12 protein-coding genes are annotated in these 14,899 nt (G+C 61.7%); 3 read left to right on the top strand and 9 right to left on the bottom strand.

All coding sequences use genetic code 11. From position 1 onward, the window contains the following. Nucleotides 1-130: 130 nt before the first annotated feature. From G020_RS0111795 to G020_RS15080, 7 genes are all read right to left on the bottom strand, one after another. Complete coding sequence (locus tag G020_RS0111795) at nucleotides 131-1,144, bottom strand: virulence RhuM family protein (protein ID WP_024329711.1); 1,014 nt, start codon at nucleotides 1,142-1,144, stop codon at nucleotides 131-133. Nucleotides 1,145-1,556: 412 nt separating this feature from the next. Continuing rightward, the gene (locus G020_RS15060; RefSeq protein WP_081647423.1) at nucleotides 1,557-1,859 is read right to left on the bottom strand and encodes a type II toxin-antitoxin system RelE/ParE family toxin; all 303 of its coding nucleotides are present in this window, start codon (nucleotides 1,857-1,859) and stop codon (nucleotides 1,557-1,559) included. Beyond that, nucleotides 1,856-2,167, bottom strand: a complete 312-nt coding sequence (locus G020_RS15065; protein WP_231363083.1) for a type II toxin-antitoxin system Phd/YefM family antitoxin — start codon at nucleotides 2,165-2,167, stop codon at nucleotides 1,856-1,858. The genes G020_RS15060 and G020_RS15065 overlap by 4 nt, the downstream gene beginning before the upstream one ends. Before the next feature lie 80 nt (nucleotides 2,168-2,247). Beyond that, nucleotides 2,248-3,321, bottom strand: coding sequence for a lipase family protein (locus tag G020_RS0111810; protein ID WP_024329714.1), 1,074 nt, complete (start codon nucleotides 3,319-3,321; stop codon nucleotides 2,248-2,250). A gap of 110 nt (nucleotides 3,322-3,431) precedes the next feature. Further along, nucleotides 3,432-5,000 (bottom strand): DUF262 domain-containing protein, encoded by a 1,569-nt coding sequence (locus tag G020_RS15070; protein ID WP_081647424.1) that lies wholly within the window; start codon nucleotides 4,998-5,000, stop codon nucleotides 3,432-3,434. 136 nt (nucleotides 5,001-5,136) lie between these two features. Beyond that, on the bottom strand, nucleotides 5,137-5,601 hold the full coding sequence (locus tag G020_RS15075) for a hypothetical protein (RefSeq protein ID WP_081647425.1): 465 nt from the start codon (nucleotides 5,599-5,601) through the stop codon (nucleotides 5,137-5,139). A 93-nt stretch (nucleotides 5,602-5,694) separates the two neighbouring features. Continuing rightward, entirely contained in the window at nucleotides 5,695-6,105 is a 411-nt protein-coding gene (locus tag G020_RS15080; protein WP_081647426.1) for a VOC family protein, read from the bottom strand. Nucleotides 6,106-6,381: 276 nt separating this feature from the next. Here G020_RS15080 and G020_RS0111820 point away from each other — a divergent pair, with 276 nt between their 5' ends. Beyond that, complete coding sequence (locus tag G020_RS0111820) at nucleotides 6,382-7,668, top strand: integron integrase (RefSeq protein WP_024329715.1); 1,287 nt, start codon at nucleotides 6,382-6,384, stop codon at nucleotides 7,666-7,668. A gap of 96 nt (nucleotides 7,669-7,764) precedes the next feature. On the opposite strand, the gene G020_RS0111825 is transcribed toward G020_RS0111820, so the two are convergent. Continuing rightward, nucleotides 7,765-9,003 carry a ribonucleotide-diphosphate reductase subunit beta gene (locus G020_RS0111825; protein ID WP_018947842.1) on the bottom strand — a complete coding sequence of 413 codons (1,239 nt, stop codon included), beginning with the start codon at nucleotides 9,001-9,003 and terminating at the stop codon, nucleotides 7,765-7,767. A gap of 63 nt (nucleotides 9,004-9,066) precedes the next feature. Further along, nucleotides 9,067-11,967, bottom strand: coding sequence for a ribonucleoside-diphosphate reductase subunit alpha (locus G020_RS0111830; protein ID WP_024329716.1), 2,901 nt, complete (start codon nucleotides 11,965-11,967; stop codon nucleotides 9,067-9,069). A gap of 377 nt (nucleotides 11,968-12,344) precedes the next feature. On the opposite strand from G020_RS0111830, the gene trxB reads away from it, so the two are divergent. Both trxB and G020_RS0111840 read left to right on the top strand, forming a co-directional pair. Then, entirely contained in the window at nucleotides 12,345-13,385 is a 1,041-nt protein-coding gene (trxB, locus tag G020_RS0111835) for a thioredoxin-disulfide reductase (RefSeq protein WP_024329717.1), read from the top strand. Nucleotides 13,386-13,398: 13 nt separating this feature from the next. Beyond that, the gene (locus G020_RS0111840; protein WP_024329718.1) at nucleotides 13,399-14,688 is read left to right on the top strand and encodes a GNAT family N-acetyltransferase; all 1,290 of its coding nucleotides are present in this window, start codon (nucleotides 13,399-13,401) and stop codon (nucleotides 14,686-14,688) included. Nucleotides 14,689-14,899 lie beyond the last annotated feature (211 nt).

The raw sequence follows: 14,899 nt of genomic DNA on the forward strand, positions 1-14,899 counted from the left end.
GTCGTCTCGATCCCTGAATTCACAGAATAACTGCAACGCCTGAACCCGGAAGGAGCGGGCCAGCCATCGGGACAAGGCAGTGAGTTACAAAGGCCCATGGCCTCCAGCCGCATGGCAGAGGAGGCAGCATTCATGACTTGCCCTCCTTCCTGATCCGCTCCTCCAGCGCCTCCAGCTCCTGCAAGTCCTCGGCATCGGCCTCCAGTGCCTCGTCTCTGCGCCGCCGGGTGTCGAACTGTTCGTACCGCTCATGGGCGATCTGTTCCATGCGGTCCCGGCTGATGCTGCCGGCCCCGTCGAGAACCGGCCGCTCGTTGAATTCCAGCAGCCGATCCACGTTGTTGCGCCAGTAGTCGAGGGTCAGGTCCTGGCGCCCCCTGGCGCGCAGCTCGGCCTGATCCAGGAAGATCACGACCAGGCGGTTGAGGGTGTCGATCTCGTCGCCGGTGAGATAGTTCTTGGCGACGGTGACATCCTGCTTGCGTACCCGTTTGCCCTTCCAGCTGGTCAGCGCCATGTTGGGGGAATCGGGATCGGCACGCTGGACGATGGTCTCGGCGGCGGTGTGGCCGGTGACGGCGTAGAGCAACTTGTTCTGCACCTCGGCGAAGAACAGGTTGGCGTCGCTGTCGTCCGGCCGGTAGTCGCTGGACAGGGCGAACAGGTCGCGCACCTTCTGGTAGAAGCGCTTCTCCGAGGCGCGGATATCGCGGATGCGTTCGAGCAGCTCGTCGAAGTAGTCCGCGCCGCCGGGATCCTTGAGGCGCTGGTCGTCCATGACGAAGCCCTTGACCAGGTACTCCTCCAGATGGGCAGTGGCCCACTGGCGGAACTGGGTGCCACGGGGGGAACGCACCCGGTAGCCGACGGCCAGGATCATCGGCAGGCTGTAGACACTCACCTTGCGCCGCACCTGGCGCGTCCCTTCCTGACGAACTATTAAGTTTTCCTTAATAGTTGCCTCGGCGGACAGCTCGCCGCTCTCCAGGATGTTCCTGACGTGGGTGTTGATGTTGGGCACCGAGGTCTGGAACAGCTCCGCCATCTCCGCCTGGGTCAGCCACACGGTGTCGCCCTCGACGCGAAGCTGGATCTCCGCCTTCCCATCCTCGCTGCGGTAGAGGATCAGCTCTCCCCCGCTCATGCGGTCACCTTCTTCAGCATCTCGTAGTCCTCCAGCACCTGCTCCCTGGTGCGCGCCAGCACACAATCCAGACGGCGCAGCGCCAGCTGGGCCGACCTGCCCTTTCCCCTCATCCGCCACGCCCCGAGCCAGGAACAGCTCCGCACCATCCCGCACCCGAACGCCAACTGGTGGAAGACCTTCTGCGTGCTGGAATCCGAACAGGCCCATGGCGGCCCCGTGGTGACCTGGCTGGCCAACCAGCTGGAGGCCTACCTGACACCTATGCCCATGGTACGCGCGAACCTTCCCTTGCCGGACTGATGCAGGGCAGGACCCACACCCTCTTCACCGTAGCCAGCGCCCGGCTCACACGCCGGTTTGGAGCCAAGAAGCGGCGGAAAATCGGTCGCTGGGTAGCCGGAGCCGGTGGTTATGTTTCGTCATCATCAAGATCGGACATACGCAATAGCTGACTACTGCGACGCACAGTCAGAATATCAATCTGATCCTTGATGCTATAAATTACCCGGTACGCTCCGAATATCAGCTCCCTTATGCGAGGTGATCCCACCTCGGGAACCATGCATCCACTTTTGGGGAAATCAGCTAACCGCTCTACTGCAGTAAATAAATCATCAACCCACCGTACCGCAGCATCCGGACTGTCTTCTGAAATATACCGCGCTATGTCCTCGACACGCTCCAGCGCAAGCGGGGACCAGACGATCTTCATTGGGTCAGCCCACTCAAAACCCGGCTCTTCGCATCTTCATGCCCTGTACCATCCCCGGAAGCTATTTGTTCTTCCGCCTTGTACACCTCTTCGAGTATTTCCAGACGTTCCTGCATCTTCTCGTACTCGTGAACATCCACCAGTACTGCAACGCCCCGACCTCTTTGTGTCAGCACCATAGGACGACGGGTTTCATGGAGCTGCTTTACGAATGTGGCTACCCCTGCACGAAATTCAGACAGAGGACGGATATCTTCATCGACTCGAACCCTTGACATGGAAACCACCCAGTACGCTTTGGCGTACATTTAAGAGTACAACCTTGCCTGAAGGCAAACAAGGTATCCGACGGAAGGAACAGCCGGGCTCAAGAGTCCCCGCAATAGAACTACCCAATCACCCGCCCCTCCCGCACCCCACGCGCATACGCCTCCATGAAATGGTCGCTGACAAGGCGCCAGCGGGCGCGGATCTTGCCGGGGAACAGGCGCAGCAGCTTCGGCAGCAGTTGCACCGCGGCGATGGCGAGCACGGCCATGACGATGCCCTTCGCGTACCATGGCAGGGTCACCATGCCGAGCGACTCCAGTCCGGTGAGGCCGCCCCAGACCAGCAGCAGCGTGAGGCCGACCAGCACGGCCTGGCGCCAGCCGACATCCTTGAAGACGCGCCACCAGGACGGATCCTTGCGGACATCGCCGTTGCGCTCGATGTAGACGTTGCGGCCGGTGTGTCGGAACCCGAGCGCCACCGGCGGCACCCGGGGCACCAGGTCGGCGCCGTTGACGATCCGGAAATGGGGATAAGGCGACGCGCCCTCCAGGTGCCTGGCCTGCTCGATGCCGAACACTCTGGGAGAGCCGAAGGTGTAGACGGCCGCGGGTTGGCCGCCCTCGCCGAACAGGTCGCGGTGGAGGTAGAAAGCGGCGAGCTGGGCCAACGCGCCGCCGAGACTGTGGCCGGTAACCACGAGTCGGTCCTGTTCGCCGACCTCGCGCGCGATGATCTCCGTGACCCCCTCCGAGCCGACGCGCGTCACCCTGGCGTCCTCCGCCTCGTCCGGCAGCTCCGGATTCCACCAGGAGCCCCAGACGGCCTGCATGGCGGTGAGGAAGCCGCCGTGAACGCGCCACTTGTTGCGGTAATCGGAGGTCCGCTTAGTAAAGTTGATGTCCGCGATGATGTCCTGATAGTCGGCCTCGGTGCCCCGCCACGCCAGCACCCAGCGGCGGCCGCCCTCCTCCGGGGTTGAACCGAAGCGCGCCAGATAGGCGTTGGTGCCGCCGTCGCGGAAGATGACGACCCGGTCGTACCCGGCGGCGGTGAGAGTTGTTGCGATCTCGCGGTGGCCCTTGTAGACCAGTGTGGAGTGGTCGGCCAGGCAGGAGGCCAGCTCGGCGTCGTACCGCCTGTGATCGGTGGCCTCGGGAAATGGCAGACGGGTGGTGTCCATGTAGTTCATACCTCCTGTAAATCCGCGGGATATGACGGGCAGCAGGGTCTATGCGAGATAACGCCTGTGTTCATGTGCGCGCATGACCTGCGCGTCACATGGAACACTTTGTTCGGCGCCTACAACTCACCATCGCAGGCCAGCCTCTCTGCTATTTCATTTAACTTGGCCTCACGCTTTTGAACAAACTCCTCAAACGGCAGATCGCCACCACGAGCATCCTCTGGGATTGCCGCCGCTTCAAATATCTTTTGTGCTTGAGCCTCCGGAATACGCTTAAAATAGGACTTCGGATCATCATCTCCAATATCCTTGTTCTCGCTTGCAGCGAGGAAACATATATTGGCAATTACATTTGCTTCGTGGAAGCCTATGCCGTTCCTCTTCAGGTGTGCCTTGGGATATATGTGATGGAACTCCCTAGCGTTATACGCCGATAGAACCGTACCCAAATCAACCTCTGATCCAGTCAAAAACGATCGTGGCCGTAACTGCGCCATCAAGCATAATGCGCATTTTGCCGCTGTAGAGTTGATTCGCCAGGTACTTGCGAACAAGCCCGAGTGGATGGTAATCGCTTTATCGAAAGGAGCCTCGCCGCTTTTTATCTTATCCATTCTTCGCAAATCTTCTAGCACCAATCGATTAGTTCCGGCCTTATATCTAAGCGTGAGCGCGCACTGCCAAAACCACTTCTTGAGCTGCTTTAGCTGCTTGGCATTAGGTCTGGGTATCTTGGCATAGAAATTCACAATAGGAATTATCATTATTGGAAAGGGAAGGAATATTAGATTACGAATTTTTAGTTGCCCTTCTAGAAAATCCACCGAAGCCATTAGGGCTGATCTCAAAGATTGCATGTTCGAAGTCAGAGAATCCGGATCTACCTCCACTAAATCGTCGGCATTAATTGTATTATTTGTCAGCGACGCTAGGATCCTCATAAGGAGATTCTGATCAATTTCGCCGTAACCTTTATCAGACAACTTGTCAAGAAGCTCGCTAATCTCTTTTCGTAGGTCAAAGTTTTCTGACCATGTCCACGCCGTCAGCAACTCAAGGTTACTTAGCGGTGTGCCTGATGAGTTGATCCTTTGAAAAATACTGCAAACCTCTTTATTACTCCTATCGCGTATCGTTACAACAGGGAACTCATAATCCTTGAATGCTTCAGTGACTTTAGCAATTCTGCTTTTCTCTTCATCATTAAACCTCGGCAGCTCTGCTAGAAGTTTTGTTGTATCTAAAATCGAATGAAGGTGGATTTTCTCTTTCCCTTCGACTGCGAGGTGATGCACAAATGAATCTTCTTCCGGGATATAGCAAATGTTGAACCGATCAGCGAGCTCTGCGTCTGAGGTGGTATCACCTGAATGAAACACCCCATAAAGTGTGGTTAGTCGCTGCTGACCGTCCAAGACATAGTTCACCGGGTAATCTTCTGGGGTGTCAGGAAGCTTAAAGCCCCCAACATTTCTTTCATGATTCAATTCCTCGTGAGTAGACCAAATCAACAAAGAACCAACTGGATAGCCCCGGTAGATTGAATCTAGCAGGCTAATGATTTGCTCATCATTCCAGATAAACTGCCTTTGAAATACCGGTATCTTTATATTTCCTCTCTGGACATCGGCCAGAAGGGATGCAAGGCGCGGACTTGAAGGTGTGATCTGACTCGTAGAACTCATTCTTACTCCATTGCTTTTTTTGTGCTTCTGATTGAAAGTCGCTTTTCGGTCTCGTCCGCCGAACGTCTAAGCTAAGCGGCGCGGCGTTAGGCGCGTCCGGTGGAGCGCGAAGCGCGGAACGAACTTGAGCGCCGTGTTATACACCAACCTGCGACCGCCATGAAGCTATAAGGCTATAAGACAAACTGGATTCATCTCTGAGTATCGAGATGGTGTCTGTCATAGTTGTCTGCTGCCATTGCGCTGGATTGGTGACACAGTCTGCATAATATGCTATTAGCTCTATCCTTCGGAAATGGCGGAACCAAACCCCAAGCTCCCCTTCCGGGTCCCGAATGTAGTTGTAGGGTCCTACAACCTTAACCAGCGCACATGGGTAGTGATGTGCGACGATAAGTACAAAATCGCCCACCTCCATCACATGGGCAAAATCCCAATAGTCCCTTTGGCTCTTCGGGATGTCTTGTGCTTGCACGTCGGTAAGATCGCCTGGCGGTTGGGCAAAATCAAGGCCAATGTATCCCAGCCCGAGTGATCGCATAGTGTGACGAACCGCACTTGCCGCATCATCTGGATGGAGCTGCATACGCCAGTAATTCATGAATTACTCCTTGGTGTATAACGCCCAGCGTAACCGGCTGGCTTTGGAGCGTCAGCGGAAAAGCCAGTCCGCGTTGACGCTATGGTTAGGCTCTTATTCATGAAGCCATGGCGCATAACTCAGACCAACCAACACTCCCTCGGGGCTAATAAACCTTGCGACTGTCTGCCCCCAGGGTTCAGTCCGGGTTTCATGAACGAACTCCTGACCCCTTTCCTTCATTTCTTGTACTGCCGCCTCCACAGCAGCCGCATCCGCCAACTCAAATTCAATTGTAGCTGTCGGCTCAGGAACATGGTCCGGCCATTCCTCTTGGCCAAAACAAGACTGGGCTGCCATAGAGAGGGGCCATACCCCGAAATGATTCGCTCCGGGGAATTTATCCATAAAACGATAATCTTCCATCTTCTCCAGCGGCAGACCTAGTGCATCCTGATACAGGGACGCACTTGCCGCGGGATCTTTGGTAATTGACGCAAAACCCGCAATACACTTGATTTCCATTCACTCCCTCCGTGACTGATGGAGCCTAACAGTAGATTAGACAGAATCTGTCATATTGGTGATATGCAGAATCTGTATAGCACCTGATTCTCGCAGCGCCGTCCCTTGCTCTGGCCGCCGCTGTTCCTGCAGCATACCCATGACCGAATCATGGATAAACAAGGAGGTCGGCTGATGGCGACAGGAAGTCGTGCCGAAAGGGAACGCCGTTTCTGGGAGCGATACCGGAATGTGGCGATTTTTCAAGGGGTTAAGACAAAGGCGGTACGCTGGTACGTGGTCCGGGCGGAACGGTTTATCGCGGCGTATCCCGGTCGTCGCCTGGCGGAACTCGGGGCGGAGGACATCGCTCAGTATCTGACCAGCGAAGGGAAGAACTCGTCGATTCAGGACTGGCAATTCCGGCAGACCGTCGATGCTATACGGATTCTGTATAGCATCGTGAAGCCAGAATGGACGGCACCGCCGGACTGGGAGTTCTGGCGGGATTCGGCGCGCACGCTGGAGGCGCAACATGCCACGACGGCACGGGAGTTTGCGCCGGTTTCGCCGGAAGATTACGCACAACGGGTTGGCGAGACGCGCTTTACTCCGCTCATCCGCAAGCACCTTGATCTCTTTGCACGGCTGGCCTCGGCCATTCGCACACGGGGTATGGCGTTCCGCACGGAGAAGGCCTATCTCGGCTGGGTCTGTCGCTTTCTTTGGCATTTCGAGGAGCGGTCCCCGGATGAGCTTGGCGGTGCGGAAGTGGCCGCGTTTCTGGAACATTTGGTAGTGGAACGGAATGTCGCGGCCAGCACCCAGAACCAGGCGCTCAATGCGCTGGTGTTCCTTTACGAGAAGGTGCTGGAGAAACCCCTGGGTGATCTGGGGGCGTTCAGGCGGTCTCGTCGGCCAAAACGGTTGCCGGTGGTTCTTTCGCGCGACGAGGTCAACCGTCTGCTGGTGGAGCTCGATGGCATGCACTGGCTCATCGCTTCCCTGCTCTACGGTTCGGGCATGCGGCTGATGGAGGCACTTCGTCTGCGCGTTCAGGATGTGGAATTCGATCAGGGGCTGATCGTGGTGCGGCGAGGCAAGGGGGACAAGGACCGCATCGTCCCGTTGCCGCAGTCGCTGGCCGGTCGGCTTGCCACACATCTCGAGGAGGTCCGGGCACTGCATCAACGAGACCTGGATGCCGGTTTCGGGGAGGCCCAGCTTCCGGACGCCCTGGCCCGCAAGTACCCCGCGGCAGCGCGGGAGTGGCGCTGGCAGTTCGTGTTTCCGAGCGGGCGGCTTTCCGTGGACCCGCGAAGCGGTGCAACGCGTCGGCATCACCTGCACGAGACGGCCGTGCAAAAGGCGGTGACGTCTGCGGCCCGACGGGCGGGTATCGCAAAGAAGGCGAGCTGCCACACCTTGCGCCACAGTTTTGCCACACACCTGCTTGAGGGCGGTTACGACATCCGCACGGTGCAGGAATTGCTGGGCCACAGCGATGTGTCCACGACCCAGATTTACACGCACGTGCTGAACCGGGGCGGACTGGCGGTACGCAGCCCGCTGGGCCTGGCGTAAAGCTCCACAAAAAAGGGCGCCGACTTGCGGCGCCCTCTTCTGTTGCTGCATGGCCATTTCCCTGGCTCCGCGTCTTTGGGTCTCGGCCTCGCCGGGTCAGTCCCAGCTCAGCGCGCCCCCGGTCTGGTATTCCGTTACCCGGGTCTCGAAGAAGTTCTTCTCCTTCTTCAGGTCGAGCACTTCGCTCATCCAGGGGAACGGGTTTTCGGCGCCGGGGTACAGCTCGGCCAGGCCGATCTGGGCGCAGCGGCGGTTGGCGATGAAGTGCAGGTATTCCTCGAACATGGGGGCGTTCATGCCGAGCACGCCGCGGGGCATGGTGTCGCGGGCGTACTGGGCTTCCAGTTCCACCGCCTCGGCGATCATGTCACGCATCTCGTTCTTGAAGTCTTCGGTCCACAGGTGCGGGTTCTCGACCTTGATCTGGTTGATCACGTCGATGCCGAAGTTCATGTGCATGGATTCGTCGCGCAGTATGTACTGGAACTGCTCGGCGACGCCGGTCATCTTGTTGCGCCGGCCCATGGAGAGGATCTGCACGAAGCCGACGTAGAAGAAGATGCCCTCGAAGATCACGTAGAAGGCGATCAGTTCGCGCAGCAGCTTCTGGTCCGCATCGGGCGTGCCGGTGCGGAAGTTCGGATCGGCCAGGTGCTTGGTGAACGGCAGGGCCCACTCCGCCTTGGTGGCCACCGAGGGGACCTCGCGGTACATGTTGAAGATCTCGCCTTCATCCAGGCCCAGGCTTTCCACGCAGTACTGGTAGGCGTGGGTGTGCAGCGCCTCCTCGAAGGCCTGGCGCAGCAGGTACTGGCGGCACTCGGGGTTGGTGATGTGGCGGTACACGGCCAGTACGAGGTTGTTGGCCACCAGCGAGTCGGCGGTGGAGAAGAAGCCGAGGTTGCGCTTGACGATGGTGCGCTCGTCCTCAGTTAATCCATTCGGGTCCTTCCACAGGGCGATGTCCGCGTTCATGTTGACTTCCTGCGGCATCCAGTGGTTCGCGCAGCCGTCCAGGTACTTCTGCCACGCCCACTGGTACTTGAACGGCACCAGCTGGTTGAGGTCGGCGTTGCAGTTGATGATCTTCTTGTCGTCCACGCGGATGCGCTCGGCGCCGCGCTCGATGTCCTCGAGGCCGGTGCCGGTCAGGGCTTCTTCGTTGTAATCGGGCGCGGGGTCGCCGGCGTTCTCGGGCTCGGGCGAGACGCTGGGGGCGGCGCCGGCGGTGGTCATCAGGTCTTCGTTTTCCTGGAAGCCCATGCCCGGACGGACCTTGGGTTCCTGCTGGTTTTCGCCTTTGATCGCGGCGATCGGATCGTCCCAGGACAGCATGTGCGTTCTCCTTGTCGATTCGGTGTTACGTGTTCGGTGTTCGGTTGAGGTCGGGGGCCTGCCTTACTGGCAGGCCTCGCAGTCGGGGTCGAGTACGGAGCAGGCGGCCGCGGAGTCGGAGCCCGCGGTGCTGTCGCCGGGGCCGCCGCTCACGGCGTTGAGCTTGTTGGCCCGGCTGCTGTCGGCCACGGTGCTCTTTTCCACGTGGGTCGCACCCATGGAGCGCAGGTAGTAGGTGGTCTTGAGACCGCGCACCCAGGCCAGCTTGTACAGGGCATCCAGCTTGGGCCCGGAAGGCTCGGCCATGTACAGGTTCAGGCTCTGCGCCTGGTCGATCCACTTCTGCCGGCGCGAGGCGGCCTCGACCAGCCAGCGGGTATCCAGCTCGAAGGCGGTGGCGTACAGCGCCTTGAGGTCCTCGGGCACGCGGTCCAGGGGCTGCAGCGAGCCGTCGTAGTACTTGAGGTCGTTGACCATCACCTCGTCCCACAGGCCGCGGTCCTTCAGATCGTGGACCAGGTAGGGGTTGATGACGGTGAACTCGCCCGACAGGTTCGATTTGACGAACAGGTTCTGGTAGGTCGGCTCGATCGACTGGCTGACCCCGCAGATGTTGGAGATGGTCGCGGTGGGCGCGATGGCCATGGTGTTGGAGTTGCGCATGCCCGTGGTCTTCACGCGCTCGCGCAGGCTGTCCCAGTCCATGCGCTGGGTGCGGTCCATCTGCAGGTAGTCACCGCGCGACTCGGCCAGCTTGTCGATCGAGTCGATCGGCAGGATGCCCTGACTCCACAGGCTGCCGGGGAAGCTCTCGTAGCGGCCGCGTTCTTCGGCCAGATCGGTGGAGGCCTTGATGGCGTGCCAGGAGATGGCCTCCATGGACACGTCGGCGAACTCCACGGCCTCCTCGGAGGCGTACGGCAGGCGCAGCTTGTACAGGGCATCCTGGAAGCCCATGATCCCGAGCCCGACCGGGCGATGGCGCAGGTTGGCGCGCCGCGCCTGGGGCACGGAGTAGTAGTTGTAGTCGATCACGTTGTCGAGCATGCGCATGGCCGTGTTCACGGTCTTCTCGAGCTTGGCGTGATCGAACTCGCCGTTCTCGTCCACGTGCGCGGCCAGGTTGATCGAGCCCAGGTTGCACACCGCGATCTCGTCATCCGAGGTGTTCAGGGTGATCTCGGTGCACAGGTTGGAGCTGTGGACCACGCCGGCGTGCTGCTGCGGGCTGCGCAGGTTGCACGGGTCCTTGAAGGTCATCCACGGATGGCCGGTCTCGAACAGCATGCCGAGCATCTTGCGCCACAGGTCGACCGCGTTGAGGGTCTTGTACACCTTGATCTCGCCGCGCGCGGCCTTCTCTTCGTACTCGCAGTAGCGCTTCTCGAATTCCTCGCCGACCAGATCATGCAGGTCGGGGGTCTCGTTGGGCGAGAACAGGGTCCACTGGCCGTCCTCGGCCACGCGCTTCATGAACAGGTCGGGGATCCAGTTGGCGCTGTTCATGTCGTGGGTGCGGCGGCGGTCGTCGCCGGTGTTCTTGCGCAGCTCGATGAACTCCTCGATATCCATGTGCCAGGTCTCGAGGTAGGCGCACACCGCGCCCTTGCGCTTGCCGCCCTGGTTCACCGCAACGGCGGTGTCGTTGGCCACCTTGAGGAACGGGACCACGCCCTGCGACTTGCCGTTGGTGCCCTTGATGTGGGCGCCCATGCCGCGCACGCGGGTCCAGTCGTTGCCCAGCCCGCCGGCAAACTTGGACAGCAGGGCGTTGTCCTTGATCGCGCCGTAGATGCCGTCGAGGTCGTCCGGCACGCTGGTCAGATAGCAGCTGGAGAGCTGCGGACGCAGGGTGCCGGAGTTGAACAGGGTCGGCGTGGAGCTCATGAAGTCGAAGCTGGACAGCAGCTCGTAGAACTCGATGGCGCGCGCCTCGCGATCGATCTCGTTGATCGCCAGACCCATGGCCACGCGCATGAAGAACGCCTGCGGCAGTTCGAAGCGCACCTCGTCGCTGTGGATGAAGTAGCGGTCGTACAGGGTCTGCAGGCCGAGATAGGTGAACTGCAGGTCGCGCTCGGGCTTGAGCGCGGCGCCCAGCTTGTCGAGGTCGTAGCGGGTCAGTTCGTCGTCCACCAGCTCGAGCTCGGCGGCGCGGCGGATGTAGGCGCCGAAGTATTCCGGATAGCGCTGGGCGAGTTCGGCGTGGGTAGCCTCCTCGCGGCGCCCGGAGACGAAGCTCAGGGCCTCGCGCCGCAGGTTGTCCATCAGCAGCCGGGCGGTGACCTCGGAGTAGTTCGGCTCCTGTTCGATCATCACGCGCGCGGCCATCACCAGCGCGGTGCCCACGTCCTTCTCGGCCACGCCGTCGAACAGGTTGCGGCGCGCTTCCTTGAGGATGCGCTCGCCTTCCACGTGCTCGATGCCCTCGCAGGCCTCGGCGACCACGGCCTGCAGGCGCGCCTCGTCCAGCGGCGCGCGAGTGCCGTCGGCACGGGTCACGTGCAGGGTGGGCTCCTCGGCGGCTTCCGCGGGGCCGTGTTCGGCGGCCTCGGCGGCGCGCTTCTGCGCCTGCTGTTCGCGATACAGCACGTAGGCCCGCGCGACCTTGTGGTGGCCGCCGCGCATCATCACCAGTTCCACCTGGTCCTGGATGTCCTCAATGTGGACGGTGGTGCCCTGAGTGCCGGCGCGGCGGAACAGGTTGTCGCAGACCTGGGCGCTGAGATCCTTGACGATGTCGTGGATGCGCCGGCTGGCCGCGGCGTTGCCGCCCTCCACCGCGAGGAAGGCCTTGGTGATGGCGACCTCGATCTTGGCCGGGTCGAAGCTGGTGACCTTGCCGTTACGGCGGATCACCTGGTGCTGACCGGGGGTGGTGGCCATCATTTCCGCCGAGGGCTCGGACTGCGGCGGATAGGTGGTGTCCTGTACGGATTCGGCAGTCTGGGTGTCGCTGTACATGGGGGCAGGCCTCGCGCTCTACGGTCGTTCCGGGAAATTCGGGTGTCATCGGTGGCGATGACGCTGGATACTATAGATCGGGGATGCGGCTCTTGCCAGCCACAACATATAGTACTCTATCCAGGAACAACGGCTGAACAACCTGTGGACAAGACAGGGGATTTCGCGTCCTGTCGCGGCTGTGGACACTCCCCGAGTTGTCCACCGCCCGCTCCATGTAGTGATGCCCCGGCCCCGGTTCGGGTTGCGAAGGCGTTCATGAAATTCGCTTATCGCGAGGCCGCCCCGACTTCGGCGGTGAGGATGTTGGACAAGCCCGCCCCGCGCCCCAATAATCCCGCCCATACGAACGTTTCCCGACTTCAAGGAGAGAGTACATGAGCGACGAGAAGCAGCCCGCGGGCATCGCGGCCGCCACCGGTGCGGTACAGGTTTCCACCGGCACCGATGACTCGAAGAAGTCCGATGGCGGCGAACGCCATTGCCCGCTGCTGATCCTGGGCTCCGGCCCGGCCGGCTGGACCGCCGCGGTGTACGCCGCGCGCGCCAACCTCAATCCGGTCGTGGTGACCGGGCTGGAACAGGGCGGCCAGCTCATGACCACCACCGACGTGGACAACTGGCCGGGCGACCCCGACGGCGTGCAGGGCCCCGAGCTGATGGAGCGCATGAAGAAGCACGCCGAGCGTTTCGACACCACGGTGATCAACGATCACATCCATACCGTGGACGTGAACCAGCGCCCGTTCCGCCTGACCGGTGACCAGGCGACCTACACCGCGGATGCGCTGATCATCTCCACCGGCGCCTCGGCGCAGTACCTGGGGCTGGAGTCGGAGACGACCTTCGCCGGCAAGGGCGTGTCCGCCTGCGCGACCTGCGACGGCTTCTTCTACCGCAACCAGAAGGTGGCGGTGATCGGCGGCGGCAACACCGCCGTGGAAGAGGCGCTGTACCTGTCCAACATCGCCTCCGAGGTGACCCTGGTCCACCGGCGCGATTCGCTGCGCGCGGAGAAGATCCTGCAGGACAAGCTGTTCGAGAAGGAAAAGAACGGCAACGTGAACATCGAGTGGAACCACAACCTCGACGAGATCCTGGGCGACCAGACCGGCGTGACCGGCATGCGCATCAAGCACGCGCAGACCGGCGAGACGAAGGACGTCGAGCTGATGGGCGTGTTCATCGCCATCGGCCACAAGCCCAACACCGACATCTTCCAGGGCCAGCTGGACATGGAGAACGGCTACATCAAGGTGAAGGGCGGCCAGGACGGCGGCGCCACCGCCACCAGCGTGCCGGGCGTGTTTGCCGCGGGCGACGTGATGGACCACATCTACCGCCAGGCGGTGACCTCCGCCGGCACCGGCTGCATGGCCGCCCTGGACGCCGAGAAATACCTCGACGAGCAGCTGTGACGCGGACACGGCGGTGAGCGAGGAGCACTCGTCCGGCGGCGATTCCGGGACCCCGGGCACGGAAGCCCGCGCGGCGACCGGTGAAGACGCCCCGCCCGCCGGGGTGAACGAGCGCATCGAACTGCGCGACGGGCTGGGCGAACTCGACCCCGCCGCGTGGGATGCCCTCACCGGCGGGCGCGAGCCGTTTCTGCGCCATGCGTTCCTCGAGGGGCTGGAACGGCACGAGTGTCTGGGGCGTCAGTTCGGCTGGTTCCCCCAGCACGTGCTGATCTTCCACGACGACGCGCTGGTGGCCGCCGCCCCCGCCTACGCCAAGACCAACAACTACGGCGAGTTCGTCTTCGACTTCGCCTGGGAAGGGGCCTGGCAGCGCCAGGGCCTGCAGTATTACCCCAAGCTGGTGGTCGCGGTGCCCTACACCCCGGCCACCGGTCCCCGTCTGCTGGTGCACCCCGAAGCCCCCGACGCGGACCGCCTGCGCCGCCAGCTGCTGCGTGCGCTGGTGACCCGCGGGCGCGAACTGGAGGCCTCCGGGGTTCACGTGCTGTTCCCCGAGTCCGCCGACCGCGAGGCGCTGGCCCCGCTGGGGCTGCCCGAGCGCATGGGCTGCCAGTACCACTGGACCAACGCCGCGGACGGGGGCTATGCGGATTTCGATGCCTTTCTCTCCGCGCTGTCGTCGAAAAAACGCAAGAACATCAAGCGCGAACGCCGCCGCGTGGCGGAAGCCGGCATCACCTTCCGTACTGTCACCGGGGCCACCGGCTCGCCGGAGGACTGGGCGCGCTTCCATCGCTTCTACGTCGACACCTTCGAGAAGCACATGGGCATCCCCACCCTCACCGAGGCGTTCTTCGTGGAGACGGCCGCCGCGCTGGGCGATCAGGTGGTGCTGTTCGAGGCGCGGCGCCCGGGTGCCGGCAATGGTGAAGACGGCGACGGCGAGACCATCGCCGCCGCGCTGTGCTACCGCAGCCACGACACCCTGTACGGGCGCTTCTGGGGCGCCACCGAGGAGCTGGACGCCCTGCACTTCGAGACCTGCTACTACCAGGGCATCGAGTTCTGCATCCGCGAGGGCCTCGCGCGCTTCGAGCCCGGCGCCCAGGGCGAGCACAAGATCCCGCGCGGCTTCCTGCCCACGCCCACCTGGTCGATCCACGCAATCCTGACCTCCGGCTTCGAGGCGCCGGTGCGCGATTTCTGCGAACGCGAGGCGGACATGATGCGCAGCCACTGCGAGCGCCTGCACGAGCATTCGCCTTATCGCCAGGGAGAACCCGGCCATGCCCCCGATTAACCCCGCGACCCATCCCGTATCCGCAGGAGGCCAGCCCCTGGCCGATCCGGCGCAGGAGACAACCCGGACGCACAATCGGCCGGAGGGCCGGCCTCCCACCGTCGTAGGAGGCCAGCCCTCTGGCCGATCCGATTCCGGCCGATCCGGCACCGCCCGACCAACCCCGGTAGGAGGCCAGCCCTCTGGCCGATCCGGCGCTGGCCGATCCGGC

The organism is Thioalkalivibrio sp. ALR17-21 (assembly GCF_000420185.1).
Lineage (GTDB): Bacteria > Pseudomonadota > Gammaproteobacteria > Ectothiorhodospirales > Ectothiorhodospiraceae > Thioalkalivibrio > Thioalkalivibrio halophilus.

Bases quoted from the DNA above. Each gene is read 5' to 3' on its own strand.
- G020_RS0111795 (WP_024329711.1), bottom strand. From the start codon at position 1,144: ATGAGCGGGGGAGAGCTGATCCTCTACCGCAGCGAGGATGGGAAGGCG.
- G020_RS15060 (WP_081647423.1), bottom strand. From the start codon at position 1,859: ATGAAGATCGTCTGGTCCCCGCTTGCGCTGGAGCGTGTCGAGGACATA.
- G020_RS15065 (WP_231363083.1), bottom strand. From the start codon at position 2,167: ATGTACGCCAAAGCGTACTGGGTGGTTTCCATGTCAAGGGTTCGAGTC.
- G020_RS0111810 (WP_024329714.1), bottom strand. From the start codon at position 3,321: ATGAACTACATGGACACCACCCGTCTGCCATTTCCCGAGGCCACCGAT.
- G020_RS15070 (WP_081647424.1), bottom strand. From the start codon at position 5,000: ATGAGTTCTACGAGTCAGATCACACCTTCAAGTCCGCGCCTTGCATCC.
- G020_RS15075 (WP_081647425.1), bottom strand. From the start codon at position 5,601: ATGAATTACTGGCGTATGCAGCTCCATCCAGATGATGCGGCAAGTGCG.
- G020_RS15080 (WP_081647426.1), bottom strand. From the start codon at position 6,105: ATGGAAATCAAGTGTATTGCGGGTTTTGCGTCAATTACCAAAGATCCC.
- G020_RS0111825 (WP_018947842.1), bottom strand. From the start codon at position 9,003: ATGCTGTCCTGGGACGATCCGATCGCCGCGATCAAAGGCGAAAACCAG.
- G020_RS0111830 (WP_024329716.1), bottom strand. From the start codon at position 11,967: ATGTACAGCGACACCCAGACTGCCGAATCCGTACAGGACACCACCTAT.
- trxB (WP_024329717.1), top strand. From the start codon at position 12,345: ATGAGCGACGAGAAGCAGCCCGCGGGCATCGCGGCCGCCACCGGTGCG.